Below are 19,870 nucleotides of genomic sequence, written 5' to 3'. Positions count from 1 at the left end.
GGCTGGCGCCCCGCGTTCCCCGCCTTGCGGCAGGCGGGCTTCGCGCGGACACTTTGCGACTCCTTTCCACGAAGAGGGAACCATGCTGACACTCATCGAGAACGCGCTGGTCTGGGATGCGGAGCGCGCTGGACGGCGCGCGGCGGATGTGCTGGTCGACGAAGGGCGAATCGCGAGGATCAGCGAGCAGCGTGGCGCCCTGCGCGAGCAGACGGGGGACGTCGGCCGCCATGTGGACGGCACCGGTTGCACCTTGATGCCGGGCCTGGTCGAAGGCCACTGCCACCTGTCGTTCACGGCCCTCACGACCAACGCCGACGTCGGCAACATCCCGCCGGAGGACCATGTGCTGGCCTCCGCGGCGAACGCGACGCTGTTGCTGCGGCATGGTTTCACCAGCGCTTTCTCGGCGGCGTCGGCGCGCATGCGCATCGACGTGGCGCTGCGCAATGCGATCAACGCGGGGCAGTTGGCGGGCCCGCGGCTGCGTGCCGCAGGGCCGGAGTTGACGGTGACCGGCGGCCTCGGCGACGAAGGCCAGATGCACCAGGACCGCATCGGCTTCGGCCTCGTGGCGGACGGCCCGCAGGCCATGCGACTCGCGGCGCGCACCTGCGTGCGGGAGGGCGTGGACAACCTCAAGATCAACATCTCGGGCGACCAGTTCGTGCCGCATGCGCGTGGCGAGCAGACGCCGCTGTGCGTCGACGAACTCGACGCCTTCATGGAGATCGCGCGCAAGTACGGCAAGACCACGGTGGCGCATGCCCGCTCCAGCGAGAGCGTGAAGATGGCGGTGCGCGCCGGCATCGACTGCATCTACCACTGCGACTATGCCGACAGCGAGGCGCTGGACATGCTGGAGGCCAACAAGGACAAGCTCTTCGTCGGCCCGGCCTTCGGACTGTTGCACAACACGGTGAAGGAGCACGAACTCTTCGGCATGCCGCGCGAGATGGTCGAGCAGATGAAGATGGAGCACAAGTTCGAATGCTGCGTGGCCACCTACAAGGAACTGCACAAGCGTGGCGTGCGCATCGTGGTGGGTGGGGACTATGGCTTCAGCCTGACGCCGATGGGGACCAATGCGCGGGACATCTCGCACTTCGTCGAGTTCTTCGGCTTCAGCACGGCGGATGCCTTGCGCTGCGCCACTGCCGTGGGCGCCGACCTGATGGGGCTGGGCCATGAACTGGGGCTGGTGCGCGAGGGCTTCCTGGCCGACCTGCTGCTGGTGGAGGGCGACCCGACCCAGGACGTGAGCCTGCTGCAGAAGCAATCCAAACTGCGCATGGTGATGAAGGAAGGCATCATCTGCTTTTGAGAATGCCGACATGCCATCGATCCCGAGCCCGCCTTCCTCTCCCCGCCGACCCCGTGTGTACCTTGCCGGACCCGATGTGTTCTTTCGCGACTGTGCGTCGATCTTTCGGCTGTTGAAGGCGGAGTGCGAGCGGCTCGGCATGGTCGGCCTGGCGCCGTCGGATGCCGGCATCGACGAGGGATTCGGCGGCACGGAAGACGAACGCGCGCAGCGCATCTACGAGGGCAACATCCGGCTCATCCGCGAAGCGGACGGTGTCATTGCCAACCTCGTGCCGTTTCGCGGACATGAGCCGGATTCGGGCACGGTGTTCGAGGTGGGCTTTGCGGTGGCGCTGGGCAAGCCGGTGGTGGGCTATGGCGTGGCGGAGGGCAGCTACGCGGAACGGGTGTGCGCCGCGATGAAGTGTGTGAGTGATGACGAGGGCGTGCTGCGCGAGGCGGACAGCGGCGTGATGGTCGAGGGGCTGGGGCAGCGGCTCAACCTCATGCTGACGCGCTCGACCGTGCTGGTGCCATCGGCTGGCGATGCGCTGGCGCGCCTGGCCCAGGTTCTTTGCCGGACTCCGGTTCCAGGCGGTTCACCCTGATGCATGCCAAGGTCGTCCGCTATTTCGTCGAGGTGGTGCGCGCGGGCTCGATCCGCAAGGCGGCCGAGCAGTTGCATGTGGTGCCGACGGCGGTCAACCGGCAGATCCTGAACCTCGAAGCCGAACTCGGCGCGCCGCTGTTCGAACGCATCCACAACAAGCTCAAGCTCACGCCGGTCGGCGAGATCGTGCTGGCGCATGCGCGCAGCACCTTGCGCGAGTTCGACGGCGTGCGGCAACAGATCGACGCAGTGCGCGGCTTGCGACAGGGCGAGGCTTCGCTGGCAACCACCGCGGGCCTGGCCAGCGCCTTCCTGCCGACAGTGGCGCAGCGTTGCCGCGCTGGCTACCCCGGCATCTATCTCAAGCTCATCGACATGCAGATCACCGCGCTGCTTCGCGCCGCCACCGAGGGCGACGTGGATGTGGCGCTGGCCTATGACGTGCCCGACAACGCCGGGCTGCGCACGCTGTTCACCAGCGAATGGCCGATCGGCGCGGTGGTACCACCGGGCCATGCGCTGAGCGCGCGCACCTCGACGACGCTGGCCGATTGCGTCGGCTTTCCGCTGATCCTTCCGACCGCCTCGCTGACCTTGCGGCCGATCCTCGACGGTGCGCTGGGTCGCTCGGCCATCAGCGTGGCGCCGGTCATCGAGACCACCTCGACTGCCCTCATGCGCCAGCTCACGCGGCAGGGTGGCGGTGTCAGCCTGCTCAACCGGCTCGACGTCAGCGACGACGTGCGCGCCGGCACGCTGGTGTTCGTGCCGCTGCGCGACAGCGGGTTGCGTCCGCAAAGCCTGGCGCTGGTGACGCGCGCCGGTGCCACCCTGAGCGCGGCGGCGGATGTGCTGGTGCAGCAGGTGATCGTCTGCATCGAGGAGACGATGGTGGCGGGGTAGCCTTCAGCGTGCGGCGGGCTCGGCCAGGAGGAATCGCATCGCGTTGCGCCACCAGGCGTCGTCGACCGAGCGGATCCAGTCGTTGTGGTCCGCGCCTCGTACCACCTCCAGTCGCTTGGGGCCGGGCAGGCCTTCGTACAACGCCGTGCCGAAGCGCGCCGGAACGACTCGGTCGCGTTCGGCGACAACGATCATCACAGGACGGCCGATCGCCGAGAGGTTCGCGGCGCTGTCATAGCGATCGCGCAGCAGCCAGCCCACCGGCAGCCACGGATAGTGATGGCCTGCCACATTTTCGAGCTTGTCCCAGGGCGTGATGAGCATCACGGCCGCGACGCTCTCGCGCTGGCGAGCGCTCGCCGCGGCTGCCACGCCGGCCCCCAGTGACTCGCCGATCACCAGCAAAGGCGCGCCGTGGAGCCGGTGGGCCAACGCAATGGTCTGCGCCGCATCGTCGACCAGGCTGCGCTCGCCCACCTCGCCTTCGCGCGGGCCATAGGCCGGGTACTCGGCCAGGACGACGCGCAGGCCGAGGCGGGTCAGCGTGGTGGCGTAGTAGCTGCGATGCCCCGCATGCCCGGCGTTGCCGTGGAAGACCAGGGCCGTGCCTTTCGCGGAACCGGCCGGCTGCGCGACCAGCCCTCGAAACTCGCCCTCCGACGGCCAGGCTGCGAGCCCGGGGGACACCATCTCGGCCATCGGCACCTTGGCGGGGTAGTAAAGCAGTCGGTCCTGGAACATGGCGGGTGCAGCCAGTGCGATCGCGCAACTGGCGAGGAGCAGCAGCATGACCGAGGCGGGTTTCATCATCAAGGTGGAGGTGTGCGGTCTCGCGCAAAGGCAAGGAGGATCAACGGCTACGGATCATCGCCTGCATCGTCGGGGTCTCGCCAGAGCCCCTCGCAATGCGGTTGATGGCCCCCTGGCGCCCTCCGCCCGCAACCCGGGTCTTCCCGGACGTGCACTTTTAGTGCACATGCCGCGCGATTTATTGACTTTGCGCCAGACCCAGGTGCGCTTCCATACTCCGGTCCCGCCGACAGATGCGCCATTCGAGCGCCCCACTGAGAAAGGTCCAGAGACATGCGTTCCCACACGAACACGACCGCCGCCGGAGACGACAGCACCCGCGACGCGGTCGACCAGAAAGTCCCCCTTCCACGTTGCGCGGCCTTGGGCCTGCAACACGTCCTCGTGATGTACGCGGGCACCGTCGCGGTGCCGCTGATTGTCGGCGGGGCGCTGGGACTCTCGAAGGCCGACATCGCCTTCCTCATCAATGCCGACCTGCTGGCCGCCGGCATCGCCACGCTGATCCAGGCGCTCGGCATCTGGGGCTTCGGCATCCGCATGCCGGTGATGATGGGCGTGACCTTCGCGGCCGTCGGTCCGATGATCGCGATCGGCCTCGACCCCTCGCTGGACATCCGCGCCATCTACGGCGCCACCATCGCGGCCGGCTTCTTCGGCATGCTCGTCGCGCCGATGATGGGGCGCATGCTCGGCGTGTTCCCGCCGCTGGTCACGGGCACCGTGATCACGCTGATCGGCGTCTCGCTGATGGGCGTGGCGTTCAACTGGGCAGGGGGCGGACAACCGACCTCGACGCGCATGATCGACGGCGTGGCGCATGCCGTGGCCAATCCGGGCTACGGCGATCCGGCCAAGCTGGCGATTGCGGCGCTGGTGCTTTGCGTGGTGCTGGCCATCACGCGCTTCGGCCGCGGGCTGTGGGCCAACATCGCGATCCTGCTCGGCATCATCGCGGGCGTGGCGGTGTCGCTGTGCCTCGGCCTGATGAACTTCGACGGCATCGAGGAAGCCAGCTGGCTGGCCCTGACCACGCCGTTCCACTTCGGCATGCCGAGCTTCAGCATGCCGGCCATCGTCTCGATGTGCATCGTCATGATGATCACGCTGGTGGAATCGACCGGCATGTTCCTCGCGCTCGGTGAAATCACCGGCCGCCGCATGACGCCCGAGATGCTGACCCGCGGCCTGCGCGCCGACGGCCTCGGCACCGTGATCGGCGGCGTCTTCAACACCTTCCCGTACACCTCGTTCTCGCAGAACGTCGGCCTGGTCACGGTGACGGGCGTGCGCTCGCGCTATGTGGCGGCCATGGGCGGTGTGTTCCTGATCGTGCTGGCGCTGTTCCCGAAGGTCGCGCACATCGTGGCCTCGGTGCCGACCTTCGTGCTGGGCGGCGCGGGCATCGTGATGTTCGGCATGGTGGCGGCGACGGGCGTGCGCATCCTCGGCTCGATCGACTATGCGGCGAACAAGCATGCGCTGTATGTCATCGCGATCTCGATCGGCCTGGGCCTGATCCCGACGCTGTCGCCGACCTTCTTCCAGCACCTCCCGGCCTGGACCCATCCGATTACGCACAGCGGCATCGTGCTGGGCACCTTGTCGGCGGTGATCCTCAACCTGTTCTATCACGGCGTGTTGTCGCGGGAACGTTCGTTCGCGCTGGCCGCCGGCACCGCGCACTCGGCCGAGGCTTGAGCTTCTGCCCCAAGGGATGACGCAGCGGTCACAAGAAACCCATATGAGCAACAACCTGAAAAAGCATCGCCCCCTGATCCTGCGCCACGCCGACGTGGTCGTCACCATGGACGCCGCGCGGCGCGAGATCGCCGACGGCGCCGTCGTGGTCGACGGTCCGGCCATCGCCTGGGTCGGCCCGACCAGCGAACTTCCTCCGCAATGGCGCGAGGCGATCGTCAGCGGCACGGCCGACACGATCGAACTGCGCGGCCATGTGCTGATGCCGGGCCTGGTCAACACGCACCACCACATGTACCAGAGCCTGACACGCGTGGTTCCCGAGGCGCAGGATGCGGAGTTGTTCGGCTGGCTCACCAACCTCTACCTGCTGTGGGCGCGGCTCACGCCGAAGATGGTGCAGGTGTCGACACAGACGGCGATGGCGGAACTGATGCTGTCGGGCTGCACGACCACCAGCGACCACCTCTACCTGTACCCGAACGGCGCGCGGCTCGACGATTCGATCGAGGCGGCCGAGGCCATGGGCATGCGCTTCCACGCGGCGCGCGGCAGCATGAGCGTGGGCCAGAGCCTGGGCGGCCTGCCGCCGGATTCGGTGGTGGAGAACGAAGCGGCGATCCTCAAGGACAGCGAGCGCCTCATCACGCGCTGGCACGACGCCTCGCGCCACAGCATGCGCCGCATCGTGCTGGCGCCGTGCTCGCCGTTCTCGGTGTCACGCGACCTGATGCGCGAATCGGCCTTCCTGGCGCGCGAGTACGGCGTCTCGCTGCACACGCACCTGGCCGAGAACGACAACGACATTGCCTACTCGCGCGAGAAGTTCGGCATGACGCCGGCCGAGTACGCCGAGGACCTGGGCTGGGTCGGGCGCGACGTCTGGCATGCGCACTGCGTCAAGCTGGACCCGGCCGGTATCGCGCTGTTCGGGCGCACCGGCACCGGCGTGGCGCACTGCCCTTGCTCGAACATGCGGCTGGGCTCCGGCATTGCGCCGATCGGCGCAATGCGGCGCGCGGGCGTGCCGGTCGGCCTCGGCGTGGATGGCAGCGCATCGAACGATGGCGCGCACATGCTGGGCGAGGCGCGGCAGGCGATGCTGTTGCAGCGCGTCGGCTTCGGGCCGGCGGCGCTGACGGCGCGCGAGACGCTGGAGATCGCGACGCTGGGCGGTGCCAAGGTGCTGGGTCGGGATGACATCGGCGCGCTGGCGCCGGGCATGTCGGCCGACCTGGTGGCCTTCGATCTGCGCAGTGTGGGGCATGCGGGCGCGGGGCACGACCCGGTCGCGGCGCTGGTGTTCTGCCAGAGCATCAACGTGTCGCTGAGCGTGATCAACGGGCGCGTGCGGATTCGCGATGGAGAGTTCATCGACGTGGAGCTGGAGCCCTTGCTGGCGATGCATCGGGCGCTGGCGCGCAGCCTGTATGACTCGGCGCGGCATCCGCATACGGCAGGGACGGGGCAGCGGCGGTTCCACCTCGGCGCTGCGGCGGAAGCGCCTGCTTGCAACGAAGAGCCGGCCTGAACATCGGTCCACGAAACGCCCGGTGCGTTTCGTGACTCGCCCTGGATTCACGGGCGGCTGCGTCAGCCCGACTTGGTGCTTCGCCGCGCGACCCAGTAGGTCGCGCCTTCGCTGCCATAGCGCTCCGCGTGCGGCGCGGCGTAGTCCAGTTCGAAGCGATCGCCGGGCGCCAGACGTCGTGTCCGGTCGCCCTCGGTGAGCCACATCTCGCCCCTCACCACCAGCGCCTTCACCGCGAACGGATGCGTGTGCGTGTCGACCACCTGGCCGGGTTCCCAGACGCGCTCCAGCACCTCGTCGAATCCCTGCGCCAGCGCGCTCGCTTCAAAGTCCTGAAAACTCATCGTGTGCATGCGGGTCTCCGCAAAGGGCATCGCAGGATGATGATCCGATCTCAGCCTTTCGGCAAAGGCAGCGCGGTCTTGTAGCGCACCTGCTTCAGCGCAAAGCTGGACCTGATCTTCTCGATGCCGGCGATCGGCGTGAGCTGCTCCAGGATGAACTTCTCCAGCGCCCCGATGTCGGCCACCGCGACGCGGATCAGATAGTCGCTGTCGCCCGTCATGAGGTAGCACTCCATCACCTCGTCGTGCTCGACGATGCGCTGTTCGAAGGCGGCCAGCGAAGCCTTGCTCTGCGTGGTCAGGCTGATGGAGATGAAGACGTTGAGGCCCAGGCCCAGGGCCGCCGAATTGGCGATGGCCACATAGCGGTCGATCACGCCGGCGGCTTCGAGCGCCTTCACCCGCGCCAGGCAAGGGGAGGGTGACAGGTGTACGCGCCGCGCCAGCTCGACGTTCGAGAGCGCGCCGTCGCGTTGCAACTCGTCAAGGATGCGGAGGTCGAGGCTGTCGAGCTTCATTGGATGCCGTCATTTTCTGGATGCGAAGCAGTTTATGCTGTTGATTCACGCGCTTGCATGCCTCGACGGCAACACATTCCGGACCGGCCGCTCTAAAGTGCTGGCATGAACGCCCTTTCTGCCCCGCACCTTGCCGCCCTTGCTTCCGGCGCCGCCGATTCCGATCCGCAGGAGACCGCCGAATGGCGCGAAGCCTTTGCCGCGCTGGTCGCGGCGAACGGGCCGGCGCGTGCGCGGTGGATGCTCGACGAACTCGCTCGCCTGGCGCGAGACCAGCGAATCGGCTGGGCGCCGGAGCTGTGCACGCCCTACGTCAACACCATCGCGGTCGACCAGCAGCCGGCATTCCCGGGTGACCTCGCGATCGAGGAGCGGCTGGCCTCGCTGATGCGCTGGAACGCGCTGGCGATGGTGGTGCGAGCCAATCATTCCTATGGCGAACTCGGCGGACACATCGCCAGCTATGCCAGCGCGGCGGACCTGTTCGAAACGGGCTTCAACCACTTCTTCCACGCGAAGGACGCATCACACGGCGGCGACCTCGTGTTCTTCCAGCCACACAGCGCACCGGGTGTCTATGCGCGGGCCTTCCTCGAAGGGCGCCTCAGCGAAGACGACCTCTCGCACTACCGCCAGGAACTGACCGCACCGGCCTTCACGAAGGGCGAGGGCGCACGCGGCCTGAGCAGCTATCCGCATCCCTACCTGATGCCCGACTTCTGGCAGTTCCCGACCGGCTCGATGGGCATCGGCCCGATCAGCTCGATCTACCACGCGCGCTTCATGCGCTACCTCACGCATCGCAACCTGCTCGACTGCGGCGCGCGAAAAGTGTGGGGCGTGTTCGGCGACGGCGAGATGGACGAGCCCGAATCGATGAGCGCGCTGACCCTGGCCGCCCGCGAGAAGCTCGACAACCTCGTGTGGGTCGTCAACTGCAACCTGCAACGCCTCGACGGCCCGGTGCGCGGCAACGGCCGCATCATCGACGAGCTGGAAAAGCTCTTCGCCGGCGCAGGCTGGAATGTCATCAAGCTGGTCTGGGGCAGCGATTGGGACGGCCTCTTCGCCCGCGACACCACCGGCGCCCTGGCGCGCGCTTTCGCCAACACGGTCGATGGCCAGATGCAGACCTTCGCGGCCAAGGACGGCCGCTTCAACCGCGACACCTTCTTCGGCCAGAACGAGGAACTCGCGCGCCTCGCGCAAGGCATGACCGACGAGCAGATCGACCGCCTGAAGCGCGGTGGTCATGACCTCGTGAAGATCCATGCCGCCTATGCCGCGGCAGCCGCGCACCAGGGCCAGCCGACCGTGATCCTGGCCCACACCAAGAAGGGCTACGGCATGGGCGCGGGGCAGGGCAAGATGACCACGCACTCGCACAAGAAGTTCGAGAGCGCGGACCTCATCGGCTTTCGCAACCGCTTCAACCTGCCGCTCACCGACGAGCAGGCCACCTCGCTCGCCTTCTACAAACCGGCCGATGACAGTGTGGAGATGCAGTATCTGAAGCAGCATCGGCAGGCGCTTGGTGGCGCGATGCCGCGTCGCGAGACGGTGTGCGACGTGGTGCCCAAGCCCGACCTGGCCGCGTATGCGAAGTTCGCCATCGAGGCCGATGGCAAGGACATGAGTACCACCATGGCCTTCGTGCGCATGCTCGGCAACCTGCTGAAGGACAGGCAGATCGGCCCGCGCGTGGTGCCCATCGTGGCCGACGAGGCGCGCACCTTCGGCATGGCCAACCTGTTCAAGCAGGTCGGCATCTATTCGAGCGTGGGCCAGCGCTATGCGCCGGAAGACATCGACACCATCCTCAGCTACCGCGAAGCCACCGACGGCCAGATCCTCGAGGAAGGCATCAGCGAGGCCGGCGCCATCGCGAGCTGGACGGCGGCGGCCACGAGCTACAGCGTGCATGGGCTGGCGATGCTGCCCTTCTACATCTACTACTCGATGTTCGGCTTCCAGCGCGTGGGCGATGCGATCTGGGCCGCGGCCGACCAGCGCTCGCGTGGCTTCCTGCTCGGCGCGACCTCGGGCCGCACCACGCTCGGCGGCGAAGGCCTGCAACACCAGGACGGCACCAGCCACCTGGTCGCCGCGACCATCCCCAACTGCAAGGCCTACGACCCGGCCTTCGCGGGCGAGATGGCGGTGATCATCGATGCGGGCATCCGCGAGATGATGGTCGAGCAGCAGGACGTGTTCTATTACGTCACGCTGATGAACGAGAACTACGCGCAGCCCAGCCTGCCCGCGGAAGTACATGGCGATGTATTGCGCGGGTGCTATCGCTTCGGTCAATTCCCTGCGGATGCGAAAGCGACGCAGGTCACGCTGATGGGCTCCGGCGCGATCCTCACCGAGGTGATCAAGGCCGCAGAATTGCTGGCGGCCGAGGGCATCGCGGTCGAGGTGATCAGCGTGACGAGTTGGAGCGAACTGGCCCGCGACGGTGCGGAGTGTGAAGAGGCCGGGTTGCGGGGAGAGACGTCACGCACACCGTTCATCGCGCAGCAACTGGCACATGGCGCCGGCCCTGTCATCGCCGCTACCGACTATGTGCGCGCCGTGCCGGAAAGCGTTCGCCCGTACCTGCCACAAGGCCGCCGCTACCTCACGCTTGGCACCGATGGTTTCGGCCGCAGCGATACGCGTGCGGCATTGCGGGACTTCTTCGGCGTCGATGCGGCGAGCATTGCGGAGGCCGCGCGGCACGTGGCGACGCAATCGCGTCCCTGAACGTCGGAGGCGCGCATAGGTCTGGTCGTTGCTTGTGGGGCGGAAGTTTGTGTCAGCTGCTGATCTGCGGAATGCCGAAGCATCTCTCTTCATACCTGTATCCTGAAGTGCAGGCGACGTCCAACACCAACTTATCGATCTACGGTACAAATGAAGATCGGCCGCCGCGCGCGGCCTGGAGTTTTATCGATGACCGCACTTGAATTCCGCTTGATCGAACGCCTGAAGCAGTTGCCGCCCGGCCGCGTGGCCGAGGTGGCGGACTTTGTGGAATTTCTCGCCGCACGCGAGCAACGCGCAGCCGCCATCGAAGGATTGCGTGCACTGGACAGGCGCCTGCCTGACGACGAAGAGATGCCGCCCGATTTGGCGGAGGAACTCGAGGAGGAGATTCGCCGAGATCGAGCCGAGCGTCGTCAGGGCAACGGCAACTGATGGCGGGCTCCTCGGTCGCCACGCCCGCCACGGAAGGCCGGTTGGTGCTGGACACCAACGTGGTCGTCAGTGCGTTGTCGGGAGGCCCTCCGCGTGGCAGAGTTGGTGCAGCAATACCAGTCCATCGTGACGCTGGTTCACCCCTTCGACGTGCCGCGCGTTGTCCCCAACGATGTTGACGATGACCACGTGGTGGCTGCGGCGGTGGCTGGCCAGGTCGAAGTGATCGTCTCGGGCGACCGACACCTGCTCCAGATGCAAAGTCATGCAGGCATTGCGATCTTCAACCCGCGGGATGCATGGGAACGCATCTCAGCGCAGCACTAAGCGAGGGCGCGGCGGCGCTCGGTTGACGCCAGGGTGGTGATCCGTTCAGGTCACCGGCGCTGGATTGAACAGCACCAACGCGTTGTGCAACTTCCAGTGCTCCGCCCAGGTCTTCTTGCGCCCACTCGCCACGTCGAGCATCAGCTGGAACATCTCCCAGCCCACGTCCGCAATCGTCTTCTCGCCCGTGGCGATGGTGCCCGCATTGATGTCCATCAGGTCATGCCAGCGCCGTGCCAGATCGGCGCGCGTAGCCACCTTGATCACAGGGACTTCCGCCAGTCCATACGGCGTGCCGCGCCCGGTCGTGAACACATGCAGGTTCATGCCGGCAGCCAGTTGCAAGGTGCCGCAGATGAAGTCGCTCGCCGGCGTGGCCGCGTAGATCAGCCCCTTCTGCTTCAACTTCTCGCCGGGCGAGATCACGCCCGAGATCGGCGAGCTGCCCGACTTCACGATCGACCCCATCGCCTTCTCGACGATGTTCGACAGCCCACCCTTCTTGTTCCCCGGCGTCGTGTTCGCACTGCGGTCCACGCGCCCCTTGTCCAGGTAGGCGTCGTACCAGGCCATCTCGCGGATCATGGCCTCGGCCACTTCGGGCGTGGTGGCGCGTGAGGTGAGCTGGTCGATGCCGTCGCGCACTTCGGTCACTTCCGAGAACATCACCGTCGCACCCGCGCGCACCAGCAGGTCGGTGCAATAGCCCACCGCCGGATTGGCCGTGACGCCGGAGAAGGCATCGCTGCCCCCGCACTGCACGCCCACCACCAGTTCGCTTGCCGGCACCGTCTCGCGCTTGCGGGCGTTAAGGCGTTCCAGATGCTCCTCCGCCTGCCGCATGATCGACTCGACCATCGACATGAAGCCCACATGCGCATCGTCCTGCAGGCAGACCACGTCCAGCTTGGCGCCGGCGTTGTCGCCCACATCGGCGACGTTGCGCTCGTCGATCAGCGGAATCGTGCCGGGCGGCATCAGGCGCTCAGGTTGCAGCTTCTCGCAGCCCAGGCTCACCACCATGACCTCGCCGCCGAAGTTCGGGTTCAGGCTGATGTTGCGCAGCGTGCGGATCGGGATGATGGCGTCGGGTGCATCGATGGCGACGCCGCAGCCGTAGCCGTGCTCCAAGGCGACCACGTCATCGACATTCGGAAAGCGCGGCAGCAGTTCCGACTTGATACGCGAGACAGCGAATTCGGTCACGCCGGCCACGCACTGGACGGTCTGCGTGATCGCCAGGATGTTGCGCGTGCCCACCGAGCCATCGGCATTGCGAAATCCCTCGAAGGTGTAGCCCTCCAGCGGCGGCTGTTCGGGCACCTTGACGGTCGCGATCGGCAGGCCGACCAGCTCGCGCGCAGCCGGCATCTTCAGCAGGCGCTCATGCACCCAGCTGCCCGCCGGAATCGCCTTGATCGCGTAGCCGATCGGCACGTTGTAGCGGCGCACCTCGCCGCCTTCGGGGATGTCGACCAGCGCGACCTTGTGCGCCTGCGGCACCTTGTCCACCAGCGTCAACCCCGAGGGAAATTGCGTGCCGGCCGGCAGTCCGCCGTCGTTGGCCACGATAGCGACATTGTCGGCATCGTGCATGGTGATGTAGAGAGGCGCCTGTGGCAGCGTTTCGATTTTCATGTGGGGCTCCGATGAATCCGTTCGTCGTCAGTCGGTCAGTGCTTGAGTTCGATGCGCTGGATGTCCTTCACGATCACCAGGTACGCGAACACGGTGACCAGGGCATTCAATCCCACGAACACCAGCGCGCCGGCAAACGACCCGGTCGCAGCCAGGATGTAGCCGATGACGATGGGCGTCACGATACCGGCAACCGCGCCGAAAGTGTTGAAGATGCTGCCGGCTAGGCCGATGACTTGCTTGGGCGCCACGTCGGCCATCACGGCCCAGCCCAGCGCGCCGAAGCCCTTGCCGAAGAAGGCGAGTGCCATCAGGCCCACGATCATCCAGTCGGCTGACACGTAGTTGCACAGGATCATGCTCATCGACATCAGCATGCCGACCACGATCGGCGTCTTGCGAGCCGCGGTGGCGGTGAAGCCCCGGCGCAGCATCCAGTCCGACACCACGCCGCCGAACACGCCGCCGATGAAGCCGCAGATGGCCGGCAGCGACACCATGAAGCCGGCCTGCATGATCGTCATGTGCCGTTCCTGCACCAGGTACACCGGGAACCAGGTCAGGAAGAAGTAGGTGAGCACGTTGATCGAGAACTGGCCGATGTACACGCCCAGCAGCATGCGGTTGGTCAACAGTTGCTTCACGTAGAAGGCGGTCTGGCCCTTGGGCAATGCGGCCGCTTTCGGGCCGCCACGTTCGCCCATGTGGATGAGGCCGCCGCCGGCTTCGATGTGGTCGAGTTCGGCCTTGTTGACCGAGGGGTGTTTCGCCGGGCTGTGGATCAGGAACCACCAGGCGATCGCCAGCGCCACGCCCAGCGCGCCCATGAAGATGTAAACGTAGTGCCAGCCGAGCCATTGCGTGACCGCCGCCATGATCGGCGTGAAGACCACCGCCGCGAAGTACTGCGCCGCGTTGAAGATGGCCGATGCCGTGCCGCGCTCCTTGGTCGGGAACCAGCTTGCGACCACCTTGGCATTGGCCGGGAAAGCTGGAGCTTCGGCCATGCCGACGAAGAAGCGCATCACGAACAGCGTCGACACCGCCAGCGCCGCGCTGGTCGCCACGCCGATCGAGGCCTGCGCCAGCGTGAACACCGACCAGAAGAAGATGCTCGCCGCATAGACCTTGCGCGCACCGAAGCGGTCCAGCAACCAGCCGCCCGGCACCTGCGAGAGCACGTAGGCCCAGCTGAAGGCCGAGAAGATGTAGCCCATCTGGATCGTGTCGAAGCCGAATTCCTTGCGCATCGCCGGGCCGGTGATCGACAGGGTGGCGCGGTCGGCGTAGTTCACCGTGGTCACGATGAAGATCATCAGCAGGACCCAGTAGCGCACGCGCGTGCGCCTGGCGGTTTCCTGCGCGACCGGCGTGCTGCCGATCTCTGCGTTGATGGGGAGTGTGGTGCTCATTTCTTGTCTCCTTGGAATGGGGTCAGGCGCGCTTGCCGATCTCGGCGACTTCGCGGGTCCAGGCCTGCGCCTGTTCGCTGAGGCTCAGGCCGAGGCCCGGGCGGGTCGGCACCAGCATGCGGCCGTCCTTGATTTCCAGGCGCTCGTTGAACAGCGGCTCGAGCCAGTCGAAGTGCTCGACCCAGGGCTCCGTCGCGTAGACCGCGCCCAGGTGCACGTGCAGTTCCATCGCGAAGTGCGGGCCCAGGCTCAGGCCGGCGTTCTCGGCTTGCGCGGCGATCTTCAGGAAGGGCGTGATGCCGCCGACGCGCGGGCCGTCGGGCATCAGGTAGTCGGCGGCGCGATGGCGGATCAGCTCGCCGTGCTCGGCAGCGCTGGTGAGCATTTCGCCGGTGGCGATGGGCGTGTCGAAGGTCGCGGCCAGGGCGGCGTGACCTTCGAAGTCGTAGGCGTCCAGCGGCTCCTCGATCCAGACCAGGTCGAACTGCTCGAAGATGCGGCACATCCGCTGCGCGGTCGGGCGGTCCCATTGCTGGTTGGCATCGACCATCAGCGGCGCGTCGTCGCCGAGGTGCTTGCGGATGGCTTCCACGCGCTGGATGTCCAGCTTGCGGTCCGGCTGGCCGACCTTGAGCTTGATGCCGCCGATGCCGCGCTCGCGCGAGGCGGCGGCGTTCACCTTCAACTGGTCCAGCGGCGTGTGCAGGAAGCCGCCCGAGGTGTTGTAGCAGCGGACCGAATCGCGCTGCGAGCCGAGCAGCTTCGACAGCGACAGGCCGGCGCGCCGGGCCTTCAGGTCGTAGAGCGCCACGTCGAAGGCGCCGATGGCTTGCACGCCCATGCCGCTGCGGCCGACCGAGGCGGCGGCCCAGCAGAGCTTGGTCCACAGCTTGGAAATGTCGTTCGGGTCTTCGCCGATCAGGGCCGGTGCGATCTCCTTGGCATGCGCGAACTGGCCGGGGCCGCCGGCGCGCTTCGAGTAGCTGAAGCCGAGGCCGCGATGGCCGTCCTTGGTCTCGATCTCCGCGAACAGCATCGCGATCTCGGTCATCGGCTTCTGGCGGCCGGTGAGGACCTTGGCGTCGCTGATCGGGTTGGCCAGCGGCAGGTAGCAGGAGGAGACGCGGACCCAGGTGATCTGGTCGGCGATGGAAATGGAAGAGGGATTGGTGGTCATGTCGAGTGGCTCTCAGTCAATCGTGATCTTTCCGGCCTCGATCACCTTCTTCCAGCGTGCGTACTCCTTCTGCTGGAAGTCCGCGAACTGGGCCGGCGTGTTGGCGACCATCTCGAAGCCGATCGAAGTGAACTGCTCCTGCACCTTCGGATCCGCCAGCGCCTCGACAAAGGCGGCATGCGCCTTCTCCTTGACGGCAGGCGGCAGCCCCTTCGGCGCGACGATCGCCTGCCACGAGGCGACCTCGACACCCTTCACGCCGGCTTCGGCCAGCGTCGGCACATCGGGCAGCACCGGCGAGCGCTTGGGGCTCGTCACGGCGAGGGCGCGCATCTTGCCGCCCTTGATGTACTGGATCACCGAGTTGATGTTCTGGAAGGAAGCGTCGAGCTGGCTGCCCATGAGGTCGGTGTGGACCGGCGCGCCGCCCTTGTAGGGCACATGCACACCGGTCGTGCCGGTCTGCTGCCAGAACAGTTCGGCCGTCAGGTGGTCGCTGGAGCCATTGCCGGCCGAGCCGAAGCTCATCTTGCCCGGGTTGGCCTTTTCAAACGCGATGACGTCGGCGACGGTCTTGTGCGGCGAGTTGATCGGCACCACCAGCACGTTGGGCGACTGCACCGCGACAGTGATCAGGTCGAAATCCTTCAGCGCGTCGTACTGCAGGCTCTTGACCAGGTGCGGCACGATGACCAACGGGCCGAGCGAGGTGACGAGGAAGGTGTAGCCGTCCGGCGCCGCGCGCTTGACGAAGGTGGCGCCGATGGTGCCGGTCGCGCCGGCCTTGTTGTCGACCAGGAAGGACTGCTTGAACTTGGCGGTCAGCTTGGGGCCGACGGCGCGCGCGACCTGGTCGGTGGAGCCGCCGGGCGGGAAGGGGACGACCAGCGTCACCGTCTTGTCGGGCCAAGTTTGGGCTTGGGCGGCGAGGGCGCTCAGGCCGAGGGCGAGGATGGACAGCATCTTTTTCACGGGGGTGTCTCCAGACAAGATAGATAACGTTGTCATTTCTGGGCGTTGAAGGGCGCCGAGGGATGAATCCTGCGCTGCTTGTCGAATGCTCTTGCGGAGTTCGGATGCAGTGCGGAGTGGGGAAATGATAGCGTTGTCATTTTTGCCGTCAATGGAAAGTTGACTCGGGTTTTCCCTGATCTTATGCGCTGCTTCCCAGTAGAGGAGGCCGATCTTGTCGCCTTCGCAACAGCCGCGGAAGGACGTTCCAGTTGCCTGCCATCCGCGCTATATTGCTAACGTTATCAATCCAAACACCCATGAACGCAACGCTCCCCATCAAGGCCGCCACGCTGCACGACGTCGCGCGCGAAGCCGGCGTCTCGCTGATCACCGCGTCACGCGCCTTGAGCAACCCGGGGCTGGTGTCGGACAAGACGATCGAGCGCGTGAAGCAGGCGGTCGAGGTGACGGGCTACATCCCCAACCTGCTGGCCGGTGGCTTGAAATCGAAGCGCAGCCTGCTGGTCGCCGCGCTGGTGCCGGCGCTGTCGGTGTCGCAGTTCCTGCCGACCGTGCAGTCGCTCAACGAGTCGCTGGCCGAGGCGGGCTACCAGCTCATCCTGGGGCAGACCGGCTACGACAGCGCACGCGAGGAGGCCATGCTCAACACGATGATCAGCCGCCGCCCCGACGGCATCGTGATCACCGGGCTGGTGCAATCGCCGGCGGGCCGCGAGCGGCTCCAGCGCGCCGGCATCCCGGTCGTCGAGACCTGGGATTTCAGCGACCGGCCGGTAGACATGCTGGTCGGCTTTTCGCTGCTCAAGGTCGGTGGCGCGGTGGCGGGCTATTTCCTCGGCAAGGGCTGGCACAAGGTCGGCGTCGCGACCGGGAGCGACCACCGTGCGCTGCTGCGCCGCGAGGGCTTCGTCGCGACCATCGGCCGCGACGTGCCGACGGCCATCGTGCCCGCACCCAGCAGCCTGGAACTGGGGCGCCGTGCGCTGTCGGAGTTGCTGCTGAAGGAGCCGGCGCTGCGGGCGGTGTGTTGCAGTTCGGACCAGTTGGCCCACGGCGTGCTGATCGAGGCCCAGGCGCGTGGGCTGCGTGTGCCGGAGGACCTGGCGATCTGCGGCTTCGGCAATGCGGACTTCTCGGCACACACCGTGCCGTCGATCAGCACGGTGCATGTGGACGGGCCGGAGATCGGACGGCTGGCGGCGCGCATGATCGTGGAGCGCTGCCGGGGCGAGGTGGTGGAGAAGCCGGTGGTCGATATCGGATTCCGGATCGTCGAGCGGGGCTCGACGGCGGCCTGAAGCGAGCGCGTTCGGCGACTAACTTGCTTGACTTTTACAGCGACGCAGGAGGCCTGATCGCGCGAGCGCATCGCGCTCGAAGTCGTTCTCCGGCGGTGGCCAGCCGAGTTCCGCCCAGAACCTTTCGAGTCTCAATTTGCAGCCCTCGCGTTTGTTCCGGGCGTCGCTGGTGTGCTTGATGTCGACCTCTCGTGCGGCGCGCAAGTACCGCCGTACTTTCTTCTCACGCTCTGTCTCGCGCACGGGGTCTTCCGGTCCGCGTTTTGTACGCGGTACCGCCACCCCTGCCTCCGTGCGAGCCGCGACCGCGGCGGCGACTTGCATTCCAGAGGTGGCGGCACCCGTCGACGGGGCCGCGTGACGTGGCGAAGGCCCATTGCGACCCGTGGCCGCCCTGTCCGGTTTGCCTGCCAGGCAGGCGAGCCGCATCCGCGCTCCAAGAACAAAGGCTTCCGAGGACGTCATGTTGGGTCGGCCAGCCGGGTGTATCGCCGCTTGGTAGCCACGCACGCCAAGTGAATCGAGTGCCGCGCGCGCTTCGATGCCCAGCGCCAGGATGATCCGCGGCTGCGTCTTGTCGATCAGGAACCCGAGCACGGCGTGGTTGCGCTCAGTGGCGGGTATGTCGCGTGGCTTGCCGCAAGGGAAAGCAAAGGCGTTCGCCTGCAAGACGTGAAAGCCTTCAGCTGCTTGCGCGATCTGATTGCGGCGCTCCCGCGTGATGCTCGTCCGGCGCTTGCCGACTGAATCGCGCCAGGTTGCGTAGTCACGCTCGAAGGTTTGGAGGTCATATCCGCTCCCGGTGCGCCAGTGCGTCCACCAATCGGTCGGCATGGCCGTCGCGGGATTGGTGCCGACGATCATTGCCTCGCATCGAAGCGGGTCACCCTCGCAGGTAAACGGGCGCAAGAGCGTGGGTTTGCCGATCAGTCGCGCCAGATCTTGCTCGAAGCGTTCCAGGCCGTGCAGCATCGATCTGACTCACCCCTACAGCGACGAGCAAAGATGCCCGCCATCCACCGGCACGCACGCCCCCGTCATCCATGACCCCGCATCGGTCGCCAGCAACAGCAGCAGGCCGTTGAGTTCTTCCGGCTTGCCCAGCCGCCGCATCGGGATGCGCTTGATCAGCGCCTTGCCGTAGTCGGTGTCCCACATGTCCTCCGTCATCTCGGTGCCGATATAGCCGGGTTCGATCGCGTTGACGCGGATGCCGTGGCGCGCCCATTCCAGCGCCAGGCTCTTGGTCATCTGAACGACCGCCGCCTTGGACGTGGAGTAGGGCGTGATGCCCGGCATCACGCGCTCGCCCTGGATGGACGCGATGTTGATGATCGACCCGCCGCGCCCGGCCGCCTGCCAGCGCCGCGCGGCGCGCACCGCGACGAACCAGACGCCTCGCACGTTGATGGCCATCACGTCGTCGAAATCCTTGGTCGGCGCCGTCAGCGCGAGGCCGTCGGGCGCGATGCCCGCGTTGTTGACGACCACATCGAGGATGTCCCCCGAGGCATCGATCGCGGCAAAGGCGTCGTCGACCGACTGCTCGGAGGCAACGTCCATTTCCAGCGCGGTGACCTGCGGCGAACCCAGTTTTTCCAGATCGGCGGCCAGCGCATCGAGCCTGCTCTTGCGCCGCGCCGCGATCACCACCTTGGCCTTGCAGCCCGCGGCAAGCCGCGCGAAGTTCTCACCGAGCCCGGACGAAGCGCCCGTGACCAGTACCCGCTTGCCCGCAAGCATTTCACCCAGATTCATGCTGTTGTCTCCTGGAGTTGTTTGGAAGCACTGCCGCGGACCCATGTTCGCGCGCTTCGGCTGGCTGCGCAATGATGAGAAAAGCGGCGCTCAATCGTTAAATTGACATGAAGAAGTGCAATCGATCAGAGCAATACGCATGATTCATGCGTTTTCAACCTCTCCCATACAAAACTTGCAAGATTGTTGCGGCACAAATCCCTAGCATCGTGGGTATTCGATCCAACCCACACAGAGACCACCGCATGACCGATCTTTTCGACAATCCCATGGGCCTTCAAGGCTTCGAGTTCGTTGAATTCGCTTCGCCCGTCGCGAACACCCTGGAGCCCTTTTTCGAGAAGCTCGGCTTCACGCTGGTCGCCAAGCACCGCTCCAAG

Annotated in this window: 17 protein-coding genes and 2 pseudogenes; 10 read left to right on the top strand and 9 right to left on the bottom strand. The window is 66.3% G+C overall.

All coding sequences use genetic code 11. The features are described from left to right. Positions 1-82: 82 nt before the first annotated feature. From WKW79_RS31135 to WKW79_RS31125, 3 genes are read left to right on the top strand one after another with little or no spacing between them, the layout of a single operon-like run. Positions 83-1,324, top strand: a complete 1,242-nt coding sequence (locus tag WKW79_RS31135; RefSeq protein ID WP_340339106.1) for a metal-dependent hydrolase family protein — start codon at positions 83-85, stop codon at positions 1,322-1,324. A 10-nt stretch (positions 1,325-1,334) separates the two neighbouring features. After that, the gene (locus WKW79_RS31130) at positions 1,335-1,913 is read left to right on the top strand and encodes a nucleoside 2-deoxyribosyltransferase (protein WP_340339105.1); all 579 of its coding nucleotides are present in this window, start codon (positions 1,335-1,337) and stop codon (positions 1,911-1,913) included. Beyond that, complete coding sequence (locus tag WKW79_RS31125; RefSeq protein ID WP_340339104.1) at positions 1,913-2,818, top strand: LysR family transcriptional regulator; 906 nt, start codon at positions 1,913-1,915, stop codon at positions 2,816-2,818. The genes WKW79_RS31130 and WKW79_RS31125 overlap by 1 nt, the downstream gene beginning before the upstream one ends. 3 nt (positions 2,819-2,821) lie before the next feature. Here the strand turns inward: WKW79_RS31125 and WKW79_RS31120 are convergent, their stop codons facing one another. Next, the gene (locus tag WKW79_RS31120) at positions 2,822-3,625 is read right to left on the bottom strand and encodes an alpha/beta hydrolase (RefSeq protein ID WP_422823991.1); all 804 of its coding nucleotides are present in this window, start codon (positions 3,623-3,625) and stop codon (positions 2,822-2,824) included. Between the two features lie 276 nt (positions 3,626-3,901). On the opposite strand from WKW79_RS31120, the gene WKW79_RS31115 reads away from it, so the two are divergent. Both WKW79_RS31115 and WKW79_RS31110 read left to right on the top strand, forming a co-directional pair. Continuing rightward, positions 3,902-5,329 carry a nucleobase:cation symporter-2 family protein gene (locus WKW79_RS31115; protein ID WP_340339102.1) on the top strand — a complete coding sequence of 476 codons (1,428 nt, stop codon included), beginning with the start codon at positions 3,902-3,904 and terminating at the stop codon, positions 5,327-5,329. A gap of 43 nt (positions 5,330-5,372) precedes the next feature. Further along, a pseudogene (locus WKW79_RS31110) lies at positions 5,373-6,773 on the top strand (8-oxoguanine deaminase); the annotation flags it as partial. A 149-nt stretch (positions 6,774-6,922) separates the two neighbouring features. Here the strand turns inward: WKW79_RS31110 and WKW79_RS31105 are convergent. Next, positions 6,923-7,204 (bottom strand): cupin domain-containing protein, encoded by a 282-nt coding sequence (locus WKW79_RS31105; RefSeq protein ID WP_340339101.1) that lies wholly within the window; start codon positions 7,202-7,204, stop codon positions 6,923-6,925. A 50-nt stretch (positions 7,205-7,254) separates the two neighbouring features. Then, entirely contained in the window at positions 7,255-7,722 is a 468-nt protein-coding gene (locus WKW79_RS31100) for an Lrp/AsnC family transcriptional regulator (protein WP_340339100.1), read from the bottom strand. Between the two features lie 105 nt (positions 7,723-7,827). Between WKW79_RS31100 and mdeB the strand changes: the two genes are divergently transcribed. The 3 genes from mdeB (at position 7,828) to WKW79_RS31085 (ending at position 11,232) form a co-directional block, all read left to right on the top strand. Then, entirely contained in the window at positions 7,828-10,470 is a 2,643-nt protein-coding gene (mdeB, locus tag WKW79_RS31095; RefSeq protein WP_340339099.1) for an alpha-ketoglutarate dehydrogenase, read from the top strand. Between the two features lie 189 nt (positions 10,471-10,659). Beyond that, complete coding sequence (locus WKW79_RS31090) at positions 10,660-10,905, top strand: DUF2281 domain-containing protein (protein WP_340339098.1); 246 nt, start codon at positions 10,660-10,662, stop codon at positions 10,903-10,905. A 69-nt stretch (positions 10,906-10,974) separates the two neighbouring features. Next, on the top strand, positions 10,975-11,232 hold the full coding sequence (locus tag WKW79_RS31085; protein ID WP_340339097.1) for a PIN domain-containing protein: 258 nt from the start codon (positions 10,975-10,977) through the stop codon (positions 11,230-11,232). Positions 11,233-11,277: 45 nt separating this feature from the next. On the opposite strand, the gene garD is transcribed toward WKW79_RS31085, so the two are convergent. From garD to WKW79_RS31065, 4 genes are read right to left on the bottom strand one after another with little or no spacing between them, the layout of a single operon-like run. Then, entirely contained in the window at positions 11,278-12,870 is a 1,593-nt protein-coding gene (gene garD, locus WKW79_RS31080; RefSeq protein WP_340339096.1) for a galactarate dehydratase, read from the bottom strand. A gap of 35 nt (positions 12,871-12,905) precedes the next feature. Beyond that, a complete protein-coding gene (locus WKW79_RS31075) occupies positions 12,906-14,282 on the bottom strand; it encodes an MFS transporter (RefSeq protein ID WP_422823988.1) in 1,377 nt (458 codons plus the stop codon). 22 nt (positions 14,283-14,304) lie between these two features. Continuing rightward, complete coding sequence (locus tag WKW79_RS31070) at positions 14,305-15,459, bottom strand: L-talarate/galactarate dehydratase (RefSeq protein WP_340339095.1); 1,155 nt, start codon at positions 15,457-15,459, stop codon at positions 14,305-14,307. A 12-nt stretch (positions 15,460-15,471) separates the two neighbouring features. Beyond that, on the bottom strand, positions 15,472-16,422 hold the full coding sequence (locus WKW79_RS31065; RefSeq protein WP_422823990.1) for a Bug family tripartite tricarboxylate transporter substrate binding protein: 951 nt from the start codon (positions 16,420-16,422) through the stop codon (positions 15,472-15,474). A gap of 308 nt (positions 16,423-16,730) precedes the next feature. Between WKW79_RS31065 and WKW79_RS31060 the strand changes: the two genes are divergently transcribed. Then, positions 16,731-17,732 (top strand): LacI family DNA-binding transcriptional regulator, encoded by a 1,002-nt coding sequence (locus WKW79_RS31060; RefSeq protein WP_340339093.1) that lies wholly within the window; start codon positions 16,731-16,733, stop codon positions 17,730-17,732. A gap of 18 nt (positions 17,733-17,750) precedes the next feature. On the opposite strand, the gene WKW79_RS31055 is transcribed toward WKW79_RS31060, so the two are convergent. Together WKW79_RS31055 and WKW79_RS31050 are read right to left on the bottom strand one after the other, a co-directional pair. Beyond that, positions 17,751-18,704: a hypothetical protein gene (locus tag WKW79_RS31055; RefSeq protein WP_340339092.1), complete on the bottom strand. Its 954-nt coding sequence runs from the start codon at positions 18,702-18,704 to the stop codon at positions 17,751-17,753. A 15-nt stretch (positions 18,705-18,719) separates the two neighbouring features. Continuing rightward, positions 18,720-19,490, bottom strand: a complete 771-nt coding sequence (locus tag WKW79_RS31050; protein ID WP_340339091.1) for an SDR family NAD(P)-dependent oxidoreductase — start codon at positions 19,488-19,490, stop codon at positions 18,720-18,722. 245 nt (positions 19,491-19,735) lie between these two features. On the opposite strand from WKW79_RS31050, the pseudogene WKW79_RS31045 reads away from it, so the two are divergent. Beyond that, positions 19,736-19,870 (top strand): annotated as a pseudogene (locus WKW79_RS31045) (4-hydroxyphenylpyruvate dioxygenase); the annotation flags it as partial.

The organism is Variovorax robiniae, assembly GCF_037889955.1.
GTDB lineage: Bacteria > Pseudomonadota > Gammaproteobacteria > Burkholderiales > Burkholderiaceae_C > Variovorax > Variovorax robiniae.
The sequence above is the reverse complement of the archived record's forward strand: the minus strand, read 5'-3'. Positions and strand labels throughout refer to the sequence as shown.